The organism is Streptomyces sp. NPDC048353 (assembly GCF_055587165.1).
The window spans coordinates 423635-439516 of the sequence record NZ_JBVJGU010000003.1 but is presented as its reverse complement, the minus strand read 5'-3'; the positions used below and the strand labels follow the sequence as shown (position 1 = coordinate 439516).

Below are 15882 nucleotides of genomic sequence, written 5' to 3'. Positions count from 1 at the left end.
CAGGCGAGCGGGGTGTCAGCCCCGCAACGCGGACGCGAGGAGGGCGGGCAGCTTGGTGAGGCTCGGCGCGGCCGTGAAGCGGGTGAGGCGCCGCACCGTGGTCAGGGCGGTGCGATGGGTGACGAAGTACGGCGGGCGTGGTGACAGGGACGCGTCGCCCGTGATCAGGCCGCGCGGAGCGGGTGTGAAGGGCGCGCGCAGGACGGTCTTCTCGACGTCCTCGAGCATGAACGCGTTGTGCACGAAGCCGATGCCGCTGCCGATGTCCTGCCGTGTGTGGCCGGGGAAGGCGCCCCAGGGGGTGTAGCCGAGCAGGAAACCGACCCCTGACCAGCAGTTGACGCCCAGCGTGCCGTAGCGCAGCTCGGCGACGGCGGTACGCACCGCCTCCCGATGCTCCCTCTCCGTCCTCGGGTGGACGATCAGGGTGGCGCCGAGGGTGCCGGGCAGGGTGTCGTTGGCGAAGTCGACGGCCTGCCGCAGGAATGCGGCCGGGGACGCGCCGGGCAGGCGTACGACGCCCAGGGCGCTGCCGAAGACCTCGTCGAGAACGAGGAGGTCGTCGTGGTCCGTGATGTCGGGCACGAGCAGTCGGCAGCCGTCGCCGTGGGCCTCCGCCGTCGGGTGAGCCGCTCGTACGGAGGCGAGACGGTCGGCGGCGCCGGGGTAGTAGTCGGCGCGCGGGGGCAGTCGGCGCAGCACCTTCCGGATCTCGTCGAGCAGCCGCTCGGTGCCGTCCCAGTCACGTGGCAGGACCAGGATCTGGCTGGCGATGCAGTTGTGGCCCGAGTTGTTCATCTTGCTGGTGACGATGTGCTCGGCTTGGAAGCGGAAGTCGGCTTCGCTCCACGGGCCCGGCGACACGATGCAGGGGCTGACGCCGCCCAGTTCGCTGCTGAAGGGCTTGGCGATCAGCGGCAGGTCGTCCCGTCTGCGCCGCTCGGCGTCCTCGTCGGTGCCCCAGACGATGGCGTCGTGGGTGCGGTCGCTGCCCGTGACATGAATGGAGTCGACGCCTGCGTGGCGGGTGAGGTAGCCGCCCTCGGCCGCGCCGCCGTCGACGAAGCGCAGCCAGCCCCGTTCGACGAACTCGGCGAAGACGCGCTCGAAGTGGGGGCGCACGTAGGCGTTGACCGGGTTCATCTTGGCGATGACGACCTGGCCCTCGGCATAGAGCTTGTGCAGGATGTCCAGCGCGGTGATGGCGGCGACGTTGCCGGCGCCGAGCACCAGGGCGAGGCCAGGGTCTCCCTGCCTGCCCCGGTACTCTCCCGCGGCGCACGCCCGCGCCTGCTCCGCGGTGACGCCGGGGCGCAGCCACACCTGCGCCGTGAACCCGTTGAGCAGCAGAGCGTCCCAGCGGGTGGCGGGGAAGACGTCCACGCGCGTGCGGCCGTTCTCCTCGTGAACCGTCCTGCCGTCCAGCGGGTCCCCGCCGGCGGCGATCCGCCGCAGGACGTGCAGGAGCGCGGCGGTGTTCTGGGCCAGGGCCCAGGGCCCGCCGATCCAGTCCTCGGCCGCCCAGGGGGAGTCCGGTCCGTACCCCTTCGCCCGGGCGCCCGCACCGGCGATGTCGGACGCATTCGCGACGACGCGCGGCAGCAGCCGCTCCAGGAGGGCGATGCGTTCGGCGAGCGGGGTGGCGCACCAGGACGCGGCATGGGCACGTACGTCGGCCACGGTGCGGTCGAGCAGGGAGGTGTCGAGGGTGCTGCTGTTCAACGTCGTTCCTCGCGGTCGGTCGGGAGCGGGAAGGGCGAGGCCTGCTCCCGGCGCTGCGCGAGGAGCGGACACGCGCCCGTGGTCACGCGGTCAGCAGGCGGGCGTCGCGGTCCGGGTCGATCAGCGTGAGGGCGGCGACTCCGCTCAGCAGGAGAACGGCGCCGGTGATCAGGACGGCGTGCCGGTAGCCCCCCACGCCGTGGGTGTCCACGAGGTGCCCGATCAGCGTTGGGGCGATCAGACCGGCGGTGGTCACCACGGCGTTCATGATGCCGAGGGCGCCGCCGCGACGATCGGCCGGAGCCAGTTCCGTGACGGTGGTGACGGCGACGCTGCTCATCGCTCCGGCGAGCCCGAATCCGGTGATCAGGAGCAGGGCCGTCACGGCACCGGCCGGGGCCGAAGGCAGGGCGAGGCATGCCGCGGCACCGACGAGCAGCAGCACACCGCCGACCCTGCCGCGGGCCCATCGGCTCGCGGTCCCGCGACGCAGCAGCCACCCGGTCAGACCTGCCTGCCCGAGCACCACCACCCCGCCCAGCCCCCAGACCAGCATCAGCATCCGGGTGGACCCGGCGGAGGTGTAGCCGAGTGCGTCCTGAAGGTAGGAGGGGAGCCAGACGAGGGCGAAGGCGATGACCCAGTACGTGCCGAAGTAGGCGGCCGTCGCACCGATCCAGGTACGGGTCGCGAGGATGCGCCGGTACGGCGTCCTCGGCCGGGCCGCACCCGGCCCCACCGCTCTCTCCCCCTTCCCGTCGCCGGAGCCGCCCGTCGCCGTGGCGGCCGGCGCCGCCGCGTAGGGCCCCTCCCCGCCGAAGGGGATCCACAGCAGCGCCCACACGACACCGACCAGCGCCACCGCGGCAACGGCCGAGCGCCAGCCGTGGTGCTGGATCACCCATGTCAGGACGGGCGCGGCGACCAGGACCCCCAGGGTGGTGCCGAGGACGATCAGCGCCCCCGGCAGGTTGCGTCGGTGGTTGGGGAACCAGGACAGGGTGGCCTGCTGAGCGACGGGGAAGGCGGGCCCCTCGGCAGCACCGAGCAGAACACGTGAGGTGAGGAGCACCGCGAGCCCTCCGCCCACCGCCAGCGGCGCCTGGGAGACGGACCAGAGGACGGCCATGGCAAGGATCAGCCACTTGGGCCGGATGCGGTCCGCGAGCAGCCCCACGGCGGCACCGGAGATCGAGAACAGCAGGAAGAAGGCGCTGCTGGCGAGTCCGAAGGCCGACGCGGACAGACCGAGGTCCTGTCGGATCTCCTCCGCGGCCAGGCCGAGCACGGACTTGTCCGCGAAGTTGATCATCATGAAGACGACGAGCAGCGCGGTGACGACCCAGGCGCGGGATCTCGTCCTGCCCGGCGCCTTCCGGGGGCTTGCCGGCACAGCGGGTGCGACATCGATGTCGGTCACAAGGGCTCCGCGGAGACTGGAGGGGGAGGGGGAGGGGCCGGGAGTTGGTTCAGGAGAGCGGGACGCCGGCGATGGCGACGCGTTCCATGACGCGGCGCTGCGGGAAGTAGTCGTTGATCGCGTAGTGCTGGGTGGCGATGTTGTCCCAGACCGCGACCGAGCCGGGCTGCCAGCGGAAGCGAACCTGGTACTCGGGGATGCGGGCCTGGAGGACGAGTTCGTCGAGCAGTTCGCGGCTCTCCGCGTCCGACAGCCCGACGATCCGGGTGGTGAAGGGCTCGTTGACGTACAGCAGCTTGCGACCGGTCCGCGGGTGGCTCACGACGACGGGGTGCTCGACGGCGGGCAGATTCTCCCGGTGCGCCGCGATCTGACGGTCGGTCATCAGCGCGCCCCAGCTCGGCACCCAGTCGTGCACGGCGGTGAGCCCGTCGACGCGGGCCTTCATGGGTTCGGTGAGGTTGTCGTAGGCGGCCGCCATGTCCGCCCACATGGTGTCGCCGCCGGCGGACGGCACCTCGACGGCGCGCAGTACGGAGCCGAGTGCCGGCGCGGCCATGAACGAGTGGTCGCTGTGCCAGATGTTCTCGGTGCCGACGGCCATGGCGTCCTTGGCCAGCCGGGAGACCCCGACGGAGTCGCCTTTGGGGAAGAAGGGGTTGGGTTCCGGCTCACCCCACAAGCCGGAGAACGCCAGTTGGCTCTTCGGGTCGAAGGCGTGCTGGTCGCGGAAGAAGAGCACCTTCCACTCCAGCAGGGCCTGCCGGATCTCCTCCGCGAGCTCCTCGCCGATCGCGAGCGAGAGGTCGACGCCCTCGATCTCGGCGCCGATGTGCGGGGTGAGCGGGCAGATGTCCAGGATCCGGTAGTCGGGCTGGGGCGCGTTCGGGGCGATGCGGTCGAGCGCGCGCTTCCCGTAGTGCATCAACGGCTTGTCGAGGGCGGGGGCGGGCGTGCTGCTGTCCATGAGGCCTCCGTGGCGAGGGCTAAAATCGTTACCCGGAGTATCGTTATTGCGGCGTGGTGAGGCAAGGGGTCTGACGCGCGCAATGTGGAGCCCGGGATCGCCGCCGCCGCGGAGGCGTCAGCGGACCGGGCCGACGGCCCTGGCGACGAGATCCACGAGGCTGTCCACGAAGCGAGCGTCGGGCATCTCCTGCTCGCCGATCAGCCGGAAGATCAACGGTGCGGCCACCAACGTGGCGGCGGCCCGGACATCGGTCTCCGGGGCCACGTCGCCGCGGATGATCCCGCGTTCGAGGATGCGCCTCGTCTCGCTCGTGATCCGCTCGGTGTACTCCGCGTACTGGCCTCGTACCGCGCCGGTCTCGGCCGCCGCCCCGATGAGGCCCGCGATCAGCCGGTCCGTACCGGGCAGCCGGTAGGCCTCCAGGCGAGCGGTGAGGACGAAGCGGAGTTCCGCGCGGAAGTCGTCCAGGTCGGGCACCGACAGAATGCCGATGCGGGTCTCCGCGGCTGCGATGATCAGATCCTGTTTGGTGGGCCACCGCCGGTAGATGGCGGGTTTGCTCACGCCGGCCCGTGCCGCGACGGCGTCCATCGTGACCGCCCCGATCCCCTGCTCGTGGACCATGTCCACGACCGCTGTGAGGACGGCTCCGGTGACCCGTTCCTCTCGCGGTCGACCCGGCCCTCGTCCTGCCCCGTCCGGCTGCGCATCCACCATGTCCAGAGCCTACGGCCGTCGACCCCGGCCGTCGGAGACCGGGGTCCGGGGCCGTTTCGGGGGACGACACGCCTGTCGGCACGGACGGGCCGCCGAACCTCACGTCTCGGTACGGTGCCTTTGCGCCCGAAATCGCGAGGTTCACCGCTGACAAACATCCGCCATGGCGAGGACTTGCCGTCATGAGCCCTTCACGACGGCGTTCACCGGTCGATAGACCCATGGCATGTACTTGCCCCCTCATGCTTCCGTCTTCCGGCGCGGGCGCCGGCAGCTGATCGCGGTCGCCACCGCCGTGCCCCTCGTGGCGTCGGGACTCGCGGCCCTGCACACGCCCGCACAAGCCGCTCCGATCAAACCCACCGTCACCGCCAAGCCCTCGGCGACCCACAAAGTCACCCTGGTCACCGGCGACGTCGTCACGGTCACCACGATGGCCGACGGCAAGCAGACGGCCGACGTCGACCGGCCGGACAGCGCCGTCGGCGGCGTGAAAGTGCAGCAGATCAAGGGCGACTTGTTCGTCGTCCCGGACGAGGCGGCGCCGCTGCTGGGCTCGGAGAAGCTGGACCGGCGGCTGTTCAACGTCACCGACCTGATCGAGATGGGCTACGACGACGCGAAGTCGGCCTCGGTGCCGCTGATCGCGACGTACACCCAGCCGAAGTCCCGCGCGGCCGCCCCGCCGACGGCCCCCCGGGGCAGCAGGCTGACCCGCGACCTCAAGGGCATCCGCGCCGCGGCGCTCAGCACCGAGAAGGGGCAGGCCCGCACCTTCTGGACCACCGTGGCGCCGCGAAACGGCGCGACGCTCGGCGCGGGTCTGGCGAAGCTGTGGCTCGACGGCCGGGTGAAGGCCGGCCTGAAGGAGAGCGTGCCGCTGATCGGCGCCCCCGAGGCCTGGTCGGCCGGCTACGACGGCAAGGGCGTCAAGGTCGCGGTGCTCGACACCGGCATCGACGTCAACCACCCCGACTTCGCCGGCCTGATCGACGGTACGGCCAGCTTCGTGCCGGGCGAGGCCGTCACCGACGTCAACGGGCACGGCTCGCACGTGGCCGGGACGATCGTGGGTTCGGGCTCGGCCTCCGGGGGCGACAACAAGGGCGTCGCCCCCGGAGCCGACCTGTTCGTCGGCAAGGTGCTCGGCGGCGCGGAGGGCTACGGCCAGGACTCGTGGGTCATGGCCGGCATGCAGTGGGCCGCCGAATCCGGCGCGGACGTCGTCAACATGAGCCTCGGCGACTCGTACCCGACGGACGGCAGCGACCCGATGTCGCAGACGGTCGACGCGCTGTCCGCGCAGTACGGCACACTGTTCGTCATAGCCGCCGGCAACGCGGGCCCGGAGAGCATCTCCTCCCCGGGTGCGGCCGCCTCGGCGCTGACCGTGGCCGCCACGGACAAGGACGACCGGCTCGCCTCCTTCTCCAGTACCGGCCCGCTCGCCTACTCCGGCGCCATGAAGCCGGACATCTCGGCGCCCGGCGTGGCCATCACCGCCGCTCGCTCGCAGGAGATGACCGACGGTGGTGAGGGTCTCTACCGCACCATCAGCGGCACATCGATGGCCACTCCGCACGTGGCCGGCGCTGCGGCGATCCTGGCACAGCGGCACCCGGACTGGACCGGCGCGCAGCTCAAGGAACACCTGATGAGCACCGCGAAGGGCCTGGCCGACGGGTACTCGCCGTACGAGGTCGGCACCGGTCGTCTCGACGTGGCCGCCGCCGTGCGCACCCCGGTCCGCGCCACCGGATCGCTCTTCTTCGGCAACTACACATGGCCGCACCAGCCGAGCGACGTCCCCGTCACCAAGGAGACGACCTTCACCAACACGGGTTCCGCCGACGTCACGCTCGACCTGGCGTTGAACGACGCCGACGGCCCGTTCACGTTGGGCGCCGCCAGGGTGACCGTCCCGGCGGGCGGAACCGCCGCCGTCCCGGTGACCGGTGATCCGCAGACCGCATCGGTCGGCCGGCACGTCGGCTACGTGATCGCCACCGACGCGGCCACGGGGCAGCCGGTGACCCGCACATCGGTCGCGCTCCTCAAGGAGGAGGAGCGCTACGACCTGAACATCAAGCTGATCGGCCGCGACGGAAAGCCCGCCGCCGGGTCGGTCGCGATCAACCTGGCCGGTGACTTCTGGCCGTGGTCGGTCCACGTCGACGGCTCGACCACCATGCGCATGGCCCCCGGCCTGTACACCGTCGCGGCGTACCTCGACGTGGCCGGCGAGAAGGCGGACCGGTCGGGTATGGCCGTGCTGCTCGACCCGGAGACCGTACTCAAGGGCGGCTCCGCGGATGTGGTGCTCGACGCGAGCAAGGCACGTCTGCTGCAGACCGAGGCGCCGCAGCGCACCGAGGACCGCCAGCGCAAGGTCGACTTCAACGTCCACTACGCGGGCCTCGACCCGTACATGGACTACCGCAGCGCGTACGTGCTGCCGCCGACGTACGACGACGTCTACGTCGCACCGACGGAGCCCATGAAGCAGGGCGACTTCATGCTGACCACCCGCTGGCGCAAGGGCGAGCCGCGACTCGGCCTGAGCACGCCGGACGGTCGGCTCCGCTTCGAGACGCTGGTGCAGGCAGGCAGCGCCCTGGACACAGCCACCGACAGGCTGAACGTCGTCTTCGCGGGCAGCGGCGCGGCGGCCGCCTACGACAAGGTCAAGGCCAAGGGCAAGGTCGTCGTCGTCGAGCGCAGTGACGAGGTCGCGCCTCAGGAGCGCACCGCGGCCGCGGCCGCGGCCGGTGCCACGGCACTGATCGTGGTCAACGACGGTGTCGGCGCCCTGATGGAGTACGTCGGCGAGTCGACCATCCCGGTCGCCACCGTGCACCGTGACGCGGGCAAGGCCCTCATCTCGATGGCCAAGGCCGGCGCGCCGAAGCTGACCGTCGAGCAGACCGCGCACACGCCGTTCGTCTACGACCTGACCCGGGACTACCCCGGCCGAGTGCCGGACCGGGCCCTGGTCTACAAGCCGGCCCAGGACGACCTCGCCCGGATCGACGCCCGCTACTACTCGGCCACGGAAGGCACGTCGGCGGAAGGATACCGATCCGACTTCACCCTCAGCCCGTCGTTCAACTTCCCCGAGCCCGAGTGGCACCCGGGCACCCGGACCGAGTGGGTGACCCCGGGCCAGGTCTGGAGGGAGTTCCACGCGCAGGGCATCGACGGGAGCCTGCCGTGGGTGATGGTGTCGGGCGACAACACGTACGCCAAGGGCAGCACCACCCGCCTGGACTGGTTCGCCCCGGCGACCCGGCCCGCCCAGGGCGAGTCCTTCGGCGTGTACAACTCCCGCTGGCAGAACTACATGACCTGGAACGTGCAGGCATGGGCCTCCGCCAGCGACAACATGCGCCTCGGCGGCTTCCTGCCGTGGGGCGAGACGCCGTCCCGTCTGCGGGTGTTCCAGGGCGACATGCTGATCCACGACAACCCGGTCGGCGGGGACATGCAGTGGGTCGCGGTACCGGCGGGCCGACTGCCCTACCGTGCCGTCCTCGACGTGGAGCGGCCCGGGGACGTCTTCCGGCTGTCGACACGCACCCACAGTGAGTGGACGTTCATGTCCGACACCGTCGACTCGGACTTCTTCGAGCCGTTCTCGGTGCTGAACCTGGACTACAAGCTGGAGACGGACCTCCACGGTGACGTCAAGGCCAACGCACACCAGCAGATCGCCCTCAAGCCGGTGTCGATGAACCTCGGCACCGTGCCGGGCACCGTCACCAAGGTGCAGCTGGACATCTCGTACGACGACGGCTCCACCTGGCAGAAGGTGAACCTGACCAAGGGCACCGATGGCTACTGGACAGGTCCGTTCAGGACGGCCAAGAAGCCCGGCGGCTTCGTCTCTCTCCGCGCGAGCGCCGAGACGGACAGCGGCTTCGGCGTCAAGAACGAGATCGTCCGGGCGTACGGCCTGCGATGAACCGCATTGCCGGGCCCCGGGGAGGCGACTCCCCGGGGCCCCTCCCCTCGCACCCGCTCCCAGCAGGGACTATTCAGGGGCTGCCGCCATGGCGCATACTCTCCCCGCTGTTGAAAGTGGAACGGAGTCGCTCGCCGATGCTGGATGTCCTGGGCCTCGAACCCGAGGAGGAGCACGTCTACCGGGGGCTCCTCGGACGGCCGAACTCCACCCCGGTGCTCCTGTCGGATCTTCTCGGCGTATCGCGAGCCGACATGGACAAGGCCTTGTCCCGCCTGGTCGGGTGGGGACTGGTGATCAGGTCGGCGGACGGGCTGTTCACCGCCGCGCCACCGGCCATGGCGCTCGGCGCTCTCATCAGCCAGCGCCGGGACGGGCTGCGCATGGCCGAGCATGCCCTGGCGACCTTCGCCGAGGAACACCGGGCGGCGATGGCCGGGAGCAGCATCGACGATCTGTTCGAGGTCGTCACGGGCGTCGACGCCATCCGCCACCGCTTCCTCCAGGTGCAGCAGGCAGCCCGCACGCAGGTCCGCTCCTTCATCACGGCACCGTTCGTCGCCTTGCCTCCCGACGAGAACACCGCCGAGCCCATGGCCCTCGACCGCGGAGTGCTCTTCCGGGCGGTACTGGACCGCGCCGTGCTGGCCGAGCCCGGCATCGTCCGCGATGCGATCGATTCCCTGCGCAACGGAGTGCAACTGCGTGTCGCCGACGACCTCCCGATGAAACTCGTGCTGGCCGACGCCGACCTCGGCCTCGTCCCCCTCGCGGTCACACCGGCGGGAGAGCACGGTGCCGTGCTGCTGCACCGCAGCGGCCTGCTGGACGCGCTGGACGCACTCTTCGAGACGGTATGGCGCACGGCCCACCCGCTGGAACTGTCGGGCACGGGAGACACATCCGAAGCTCTCGTCGAGGCCGGTCCGCAAGGCCCGACCGAGCTGGACCGCAGGATCCTCGCGCTGCTCCTGACCGGCCTGACGGATCTGACGGCCGCGACACAACTCGGTCTGTCACCGCGCACGCTGCACCGCCGCCTGCGCCACCTCATGGACATGGCCGGGGTCCGAACCCGGATGCAGCTCGGCGCCTACGCGGCGCGAAACGGTTGGGCGGAGGCACGGTGAACGCGCCGGACGGCGACGGTGTCGACCCCGGACGCCCTCACTGAGGCCCCCGTCCCCGGCGTCGCCGAGAAGCTCACCGTCGACACGGGGAGGCGCGCGGATACGTCCCCTCCGGCCGCCGCGCCGGCCCGCGTGGTTTCGGACAGACGGCCGGGCGATTCGCTGTGCGGCGAAACCGGGTCGGCCTCCGGTGCGTGGTGGGATACGTCAGCGATCACTGCGGAAGGGACCACCTTGCACACCAACGGACCGGGTCCGTCCCGGCGTACCGCCCTCGCGATCGGTGCGGGTACGGCGATGTCCACGGCCTTCGCGCTCGGTACGGGTCCGGCGCACGCCGCGAACCGGCCGACGCGCCCGGGGGTCCACGGGGACCAGGTGGCCGAGCGGCTGCGGGAGTTGGAGGCGGCGCACACCGCGCGGTTGGGCGTCTTCGCCCGCAACATGCGCACCGGGCGGACGGTGACGTACCGCGCGGACGAACGGTTCCCCATGGCCTCCGTGTTCAAGACGCTCGCCGCCGCGGCCGTCCTGCGCGACCTGGACCGCCATGGCGAGGTCCTGGGCCGGCGCGTCCACTACACCGCGGAATACGTCACGAAGTCCGGTCACTCGCCCATCACCGGGAAGACGGAGAACGTGACCGGAGGCATGACCGTCGGCGCACTCTGCGACGCCACCATCCGGTACAGCGACAACACCGCGGGCAATCTGCTGCTCCGCGAACTGGGCGGACCCACCGCCGTCACCCGCTTCTGCCGTTCGACCGGGGACGACGTCACCCGCCTCGACCGGTGGGAGCCCCGACTCAACTCCGCCGAACCGTGGCGCGTCACCGACACCACCACCCCCCGCGCGATCGGCGCCACCTACGCCCGGCTCGTCCTCGGCCGGGTGCTGAACCCCCGGGACCGCGCCCGCCTCACCGACTGGCTGCTCCGGAACACCACCAGCACCGAGAAGTTCCGCAAGGGCCTGCCCGCCGACTGGCTCCTCGCCGACAAGACCGGGGGCGCGCGCCACGGCGGCGCCAATGACGTGGGCATCGCCTGGTCGCCGGACGGCACCCCGTTCGCCCTGGCCGTCCTGACCACGCAGCCGGAGGAGGACGCCGAGGCCGACAACCCCCTGGTCGCCACGACGGCCGCCCTGCTCGCGGAGGTCCTCGTCTAGGTCGTGTCCGGAAAGTCCCGCCTGGCCCGCGACGCCTGGCACGAGCGCTCGCCGCGTTGTCGGGATCGCCCGAGTACGCCCGGTACGAGGGCGACCCTCCGCCTTGCGATCGCACGCACCAGACGCCGCGGGCCCTGCCCTGCGGGCAGACGGCGCTACTTTCCGGACACGACCTAGCTCCTTTCGTTCGGATCATGCCGGGCCGGCCCCGCCGGATGGCGGTTCCGGCTCCCGGTGGGGGAGCGGGCGGCGTGGTGGGCGCAGGCCCGTCGCCAGGCCGACGACGACGACCGCCAGCCCCAACCACACGGCCGGGCCCGGCACCCCGCCGCCCGCGACGGCCCCGGCGCCCGCCGCGGCGAGCGGCGCTATCCCGGTCAGCAGCCCGGCCCGGCCCGACCCCACGACGGCCACCGTCCGGTACCACAGCAGGAACGCCACCGCTGTCACCAGGACGGTGAGGTACGCGACGGCCGCCCACTGCTCCGCGCCGAGGGCCGCCACGTCGGCGGGCCGCTCGACGGACACGGCGAGCACCGCAAGCATCACCGCGCCCATCCACACCGCGTGTACGGAGACTCCCCACGGCCCGTGCCTGCGCAGCACCGGCACCGCGAGCAGGGTGAACCCGGCCTCGCAGCCCAGCGCGAGGCCCGCCCAGGCCACCCCGGCGGCGTCCGTCCGGCCCGTCCCCTCCACCAGCACCGCCCCGGCCACCACCACGGGCGCCGCCAGCAGCACGCGCCGACTGGGCCGCCGGCCCTCCAGGAAGGGCCCGATCACCCCGAGGAGGATCGGTACGGAGGCCACCGCGACGGCGATGACGGCCGGCTCGGCATGCGCGACCCCTCGTACGACGGCCACGTTGAACAGCACCAGCCCGGTCGCCGCGACCCCGGCCAGCCACAGCCACTCCCGGCCCCTCGGCCGCGACAGCGGCACGCCCGCCGCCCGGGCCAGGACGAGCAGCAGCAGCGCGGCGGCCGCGTACCGCACGGCCTGGACGGTGAACAGCGGGGCGTCGACGAGGGCGCGGGAGACGGTGACGCTTCCGCCGACCAGCGCCATCCCGACCATTCCGGGCGCCAGATCCCGGAAGGCGACGGAGGACGAACCCCCGACGGCCGTCCCGGACCGGCCGGCCGACGCGGGGATGGTCGCGGCCTTGGCCGCGGTGAGGGCTTCCCTGTGCTCCATGCCCCCACCCTCACGGCACAATGGTCCGATGAGCAGGTCCAAAGAGCGTGCGAACCAGGGGTCCAGAACCGGCTCGGACTTCCTCCAGCTCGACATCGGCCAGGCACCGCCCGGCGGCCGCACCGACTGGCTGGCGGACCGGCTGCGCGCGGCCATCGCCGACGGCACCCTCCCCGTCGGCAGCAGGCTCCCGGCCAGCCGGGTGCTCGCCGGTGAACTCCGCGTCTCCCGGGGGCTGGTCACCGAGGCCTACCAGCGCCTCGCGGAGACCGGCCAGGTGTCCGGCCGCGGCCGCGGCGGCACGGTCGTCGTCGCCGCGCCGCCGCGCGTGACGACGCCCCCGCCCGTCCCCGCGCGCGGCGGACTCGTCGACGCGCTGCGCGCCGTGCCCTGCCGGATCGACCTCTCGCCCGGCGTGCCCGACCTGACCGCCTTTCCCCGTACCGCCTGGCTCCAGGCCGAGCGCCGGGTGCTGGCAGGCCTCACGCCCGCGGACTTCGGCTACGGCAACCCGCAGGGCGCGCCCGCCCTGCGCACGGCGGTCGCCGGCTGGCTGGCCCGCAACCGGGGGATCCGCGCCGACCCCGACGAGGTGGTGATCGTCGCGGGCGTCGCCCAGGCCCTGGGGCTACTGGCCCAGGTCCTGCGGGACGACGGGGCGGCGCGCCGCATCGCGGTGGAGGACCCCGGCTCTCTCGGGGCCCGCCAACAGCTGGAGTACGGAGGGCTGGAGCCGGTCCCCGTACCGGTGGACGAGCACGGGCTGGACGTGGCCGCACTGCGGGCGAGCGGGGCCGGGGCCGTACTCCTCACCCCGGCCCACCAGTTCCCGACCGGGGTGGTGCTCGACGGCGAACGCCGCCGCGACCTGCTCGGCTGGGCCGCCGACGGGGGCCTAGTGATCGAGGACGACTACGACGCCGAGCACCGCTACGACCGGGCCCCCGTACCCGCGCTGCGCGCCCTGCTGCCGGAGGGCGTCTGCTACGCCGGGAGCGTGTCCAAGCTCCTGGCGCCTGCCCTGCGCCTCGGCTGGCTCCTGGTCCCGCCGCGCCTCGCCGAGGCCGTGACGGCCGCCAAGCGGTACGCCGACCTCGGGAACCCGGTCCTCGCCCAGCTGGTCCTCGCCCGCCTGATGGACTCCGGCGAACTCGAACGGCACCTGCGGTTCGTCCGGCGCCGCCACCGGCGCCGCCGCGACGTCATGCTCAGGGCGATCGCGGAGCGGCTGCCCGGGGCCCGGGTGCACGGGGCGGCCGCGGGACTGCATCTGATGGTCACCTTCGACGGGGCCGCGATCGAGGACACCGCCCTCGCCGCGGCGGCCCTGGACCTCGGAGTCAAGGCCCATCCGCTGTCCTGGCACCGCCTCGGCGCCGGTCCGCCGGGCCTGATCCTGGGCTACGCCGCGGGCTCGACGGGAGACATCGAGGAAGGCATCGCGGCGCTCGGCACGGCCCTGCGGAAAATTTCCGGTCGTGGGAAAGTTTCCGGTCGCGAGCGGCAACCTCGCCCGGGGTCGCGCGTCGTGCGGGGGTGAGGGGCGCGGATGCGTGCCCCTTTCCCGACCCGACCGTGGAGAAATACAGTGATGAACCTGAAGCGCGTCCCCCGCACCTTGCGCCGGGCGGCCGTCACCGCCGCCACGGCGGGGGCGGTCGTCGCCCTCGCCGGCCCGGCGGCAGCGGCGGCGGGCTCCGCCGCGTCCGCTCCCGCGCCGGCCCCCGCCTCCAGCGCGACGCCGAGCGCCGCACCGATGGCACCCTCGGACGCCGTGAGGCCGACCCCTTCCGTGAGCGCGCCCGCCGGTGCCGTGAAGCCGAGCCCGTCCGTCAGCGTGCCCGCCGGTAGTCGGCCCAGCGCGTCGCCGAGCCTCCCCGGCGAGGACACCGGCAGCGCGCCCAGCGCGGCCCCGAGCGCGGTCGGCAGCGACGCCCCGCGGCCCGCGGCCTCCCCCGCCGGCCCCGAACTCGCCCACACCGGCTCCTCCGCGACCACCGCCGCGCTGGGGGCCGGGGCCGCCGTTCTCGTCGCCGCCGGCGCCGGCACCCTGTACGCCGTGCGGCGCCGCGCCAACGGCTGAGGAATCCCGTGCTCCACCTCGCACCGCCCGTCGGCCCCCTCACGCCCGGTCACCCCCGGGCGTGGCGGGGCCTGTGGCCGTTCCTGCGCCGCGACCGTGCCACGCCCGCCGCGCAGCCGGCGCCATATCGGCCGGGCCGCCCCGTACACCCGTACGACACCCCGTACGTCTCCGGGTATGGACAGCGCCCGCACGAGCCCGGGCTCGACAGCCCCCTCCGCGCCGGCACGACCGCCGGTCCCGGCGACGGTCCGCCGACGGTCACGGCGCTGTACCACGCCCACCGGCTGCGGATGGTCCGCCTCGCGGTGCTCCTCGTCGACGACCTGGCGACCGCGGAGGACGTGGTCCAGGACGCCTTCACAGCGCTGTACCGCCGTCACGGCGAGCACATCACCGAGGTGGACAACGCCGTCGGCTACCTGCGTACCGCCGTGGTCAACACCTCGCGTTCGGTCCTGCGCCGGCGGCGGACCGCCCGCGCCTGGAGCCCGCCCGCACCGTCCGACGTACCGTCCGCGGAGGCGCACGTGGTCCTGGACGAGGCGCACCGCGAAGTGCTCGCCGCACTCGGCCGGCTGACGCCGCGCCGCCGCCAGGTGCTGGTGCTGCGGTACTGGGCGGAGCTCAGCGAGGCGGAGATCGCGAGCACCCTCGGGATCAGCCGCGGCGCGGTGAAGTCCAACGCGAGCAGGGCCCTGGACGCACTGGAACGGATCCTGGAGGGACGGGTATGACCTACGGCGAACCCCCGGCCGAACGCACCGTCGAGCGCACCGTCGAGCGCAGGCTGCGGGAAGCCCTGGACGCCCGCGCGGCGGCGGTCACGGTCCGCGAGCTGCGCCCCGCCGATCCGCCGGGGCCGCGGGTACGGAGGCTCGGGCTGCGCCGGGTGGGGCTCCCCCTCGCCGGGCTCGCCGCCGCGGCGGCGGCCGTGACGGGCTACCTCGTGCTCACCCCGGACCCGGCTCCGGTCCGCCCGGCGCCGCCCGCCGCCCCGCCCGAGATCGGCCGCCCGTCGCCGACGCCGTCGACGCCGGCCACGCCGACACCGTCGTCCTCGCCGTCCGTGAGTTCGCCGCCGCGCTCCACGCCGAGCCCCGGCCCGGACGGTCCGTCCGGGGGCTCGCCCGCCCCGTCGGGCGGCTCGGGCCCGTCGGCGACGCCCGGTCCACCGTCCCCGTCCGCGACCCCCTCGGCGACCCGGCCCACGCACCTCGACCCCGCCCCGCCCGCCAGGTCCTCAGGCCCGTCGGGCCTCTGACGGCACGTACGGAAGCGGCCCGAGAGGGGGGCGGTGGCCCGAACGGCCGGCCGCGGGCCGCCGCGTACGGGGGAGAGGGCGGCGAGCGCGGGCCGTTCGGTCGCGACCGGCCCGGGGCACCTCCTCGGCCGCACCGGCCGGGCGCCCGGTGAGCCGTCCGCCGGAACGGGATCGGTACATGCCCGGCGAAAACGCCACCCGCGCTGATCCGGGCCGCGTCGAATGTTGCATGCGCCTCATCTGTG

Annotated in this window: 12 protein-coding genes; 7 read left to right on the top strand and 5 right to left on the bottom strand. The window is 73.1% G+C overall.

Going from position 1 to position 15882, the window contains the following annotated elements; translation table 11 throughout:
* Positions 1–15 precede the first annotated feature (15 nt).
* The 4 genes from ACZ6RC_RS12245 to ACZ6RC_RS12230 form a co-directional block, all read right to left on the bottom strand.
* Positions 16–1722: an aldehyde dehydrogenase family protein gene (locus ACZ6RC_RS12245; protein ID WP_469581571.1), complete on the bottom strand. Its 1707-nt coding sequence runs from the start codon at positions 1720–1722 to the stop codon at positions 16–18.
* Positions 1723–1804: 82 nt separating this feature from the next.
* Complete coding sequence (locus tag ACZ6RC_RS12240; RefSeq protein ID WP_469581570.1) at positions 1805–3142, bottom strand: MFS transporter; 1338 nt, start codon at positions 3140–3142, stop codon at positions 1805–1807.
* 49 nt (positions 3143–3191) lie between these two features.
* Complete coding sequence (locus tag ACZ6RC_RS12235) at positions 3192–4109, bottom strand: TauD/TfdA dioxygenase family protein (RefSeq protein WP_469581567.1); 918 nt, start codon at positions 4107–4109, stop codon at positions 3192–3194.
* 117 nt (positions 4110–4226) lie between these two features.
* Positions 4227–4829: a TetR/AcrR family transcriptional regulator gene (locus ACZ6RC_RS12230; protein WP_391135006.1), complete on the bottom strand. Its 603-nt coding sequence runs from the start codon at positions 4827–4829 to the stop codon at positions 4227–4229.
* Between the two features lie 226 nt (positions 4830–5055).
* Between ACZ6RC_RS12230 and ACZ6RC_RS12225 the strand changes: the two genes are divergently transcribed.
* The 3 genes from ACZ6RC_RS12225 to bla all read left to right on the top strand — a co-directional run bounded on the left by ACZ6RC_RS12225 (position 5056) and on the right by bla (position 11093).
* Positions 5056–8790 carry a S8 family serine peptidase gene (locus ACZ6RC_RS12225; protein ID WP_469581565.1) on the top strand — a complete coding sequence of 1245 codons (3735 nt, stop codon included), beginning with the start codon at positions 5056–5058 and terminating at the stop codon, positions 8788–8790.
* A gap of 137 nt (positions 8791–8927) precedes the next feature.
* Positions 8928–9920, top strand: coding sequence for a TrmB family transcriptional regulator (locus ACZ6RC_RS12220; RefSeq protein ID WP_469581562.1), 993 nt, complete (start codon positions 8928–8930; stop codon positions 9918–9920).
* Between the two features lie 234 nt (positions 9921–10154).
* On the top strand, positions 10155–11093 hold the full coding sequence (gene bla / locus ACZ6RC_RS12215) for a class A beta-lactamase (RefSeq protein ID WP_469581559.1): 939 nt from the start codon (positions 10155–10157) through the stop codon (positions 11091–11093).
* Positions 11094–11285: 192 nt separating this feature from the next.
* On the opposite strand, the gene ACZ6RC_RS12210 is transcribed toward bla, so the two are convergent.
* Positions 11286–12290, bottom strand: a complete 1005-nt coding sequence (locus ACZ6RC_RS12210; RefSeq protein WP_469581556.1) for an EamA family transporter — start codon at positions 12288–12290, stop codon at positions 11286–11288.
* 28 nt (positions 12291–12318) lie between these two features.
* On the opposite strand from ACZ6RC_RS12210, the gene pdxR reads away from it, so the two are divergent.
* From pdxR to ACZ6RC_RS12190, 4 genes are read left to right on the top strand one after another with little or no spacing between them, the layout of a single operon-like run.
* Positions 12319–13830, top strand: a complete 1512-nt coding sequence (gene pdxR, locus ACZ6RC_RS12205; protein WP_469581553.1) for a MocR-like pyridoxine biosynthesis transcription factor PdxR — start codon at positions 12319–12321, stop codon at positions 13828–13830.
* A 51-nt stretch (positions 13831–13881) separates the two neighbouring features.
* Complete coding sequence (locus tag ACZ6RC_RS12200; protein WP_469581550.1) at positions 13882–14373, top strand: LAETG motif-containing sortase-dependent surface protein; 492 nt, start codon at positions 13882–13884, stop codon at positions 14371–14373.
* Between the two features lie 8 nt (positions 14374–14381).
* Positions 14382–15110, top strand: a complete 729-nt coding sequence (locus ACZ6RC_RS12195; protein ID WP_469581547.1) for an RNA polymerase sigma factor — start codon at positions 14382–14384, stop codon at positions 15108–15110.
* Complete coding sequence (locus ACZ6RC_RS12190) at positions 15107–15637, top strand: hypothetical protein (protein ID WP_469581543.1); 531 nt, start codon at positions 15107–15109, stop codon at positions 15635–15637. The genes ACZ6RC_RS12195 and ACZ6RC_RS12190 overlap by 4 nt, the downstream gene beginning before the upstream one ends.
* Positions 15638–15882: the final 245 nt, after the last annotated feature.

Bases quoted from the DNA above. Each gene is read 5' to 3' on its own strand.
- ACZ6RC_RS12210 (WP_469581556.1), bottom strand. From the start codon at position 12,290: ATGGAGCACAGGGAAGCCCTCACCGCGGCCAAGGCCGCGACCATCCCC.
- ACZ6RC_RS12190 (WP_469581543.1), top strand. From the start codon at position 15,107: ATGACCTACGGCGAACCCCCGGCCGAACGCACCGTCGAGCGCACCGTC.
- ACZ6RC_RS12230 (WP_391135006.1), bottom strand. From the start codon at position 4,829: ATGGTGGATGCGCAGCCGGACGGGGCAGGACGAGGGCCGGGTCGACCG.
- ACZ6RC_RS12235 (WP_469581567.1), bottom strand. From the start codon at position 4,109: ATGGACAGCAGCACGCCCGCCCCCGCCCTCGACAAGCCGTTGATGCAC.
- pdxR (WP_469581553.1), top strand. From the start codon at position 12,319: ATGAGCAGGTCCAAAGAGCGTGCGAACCAGGGGTCCAGAACCGGCTCG.
- ACZ6RC_RS12200 (WP_469581550.1), top strand. From the start codon at position 13,882: ATGAACCTGAAGCGCGTCCCCCGCACCTTGCGCCGGGCGGCCGTCACC.
- ACZ6RC_RS12220 (WP_469581562.1), top strand. From the start codon at position 8,928: ATGCTGGATGTCCTGGGCCTCGAACCCGAGGAGGAGCACGTCTACCGG.
- ACZ6RC_RS12225 (WP_469581565.1), top strand. From the start codon at position 5,056: ATGTACTTGCCCCCTCATGCTTCCGTCTTCCGGCGCGGGCGCCGGCAG.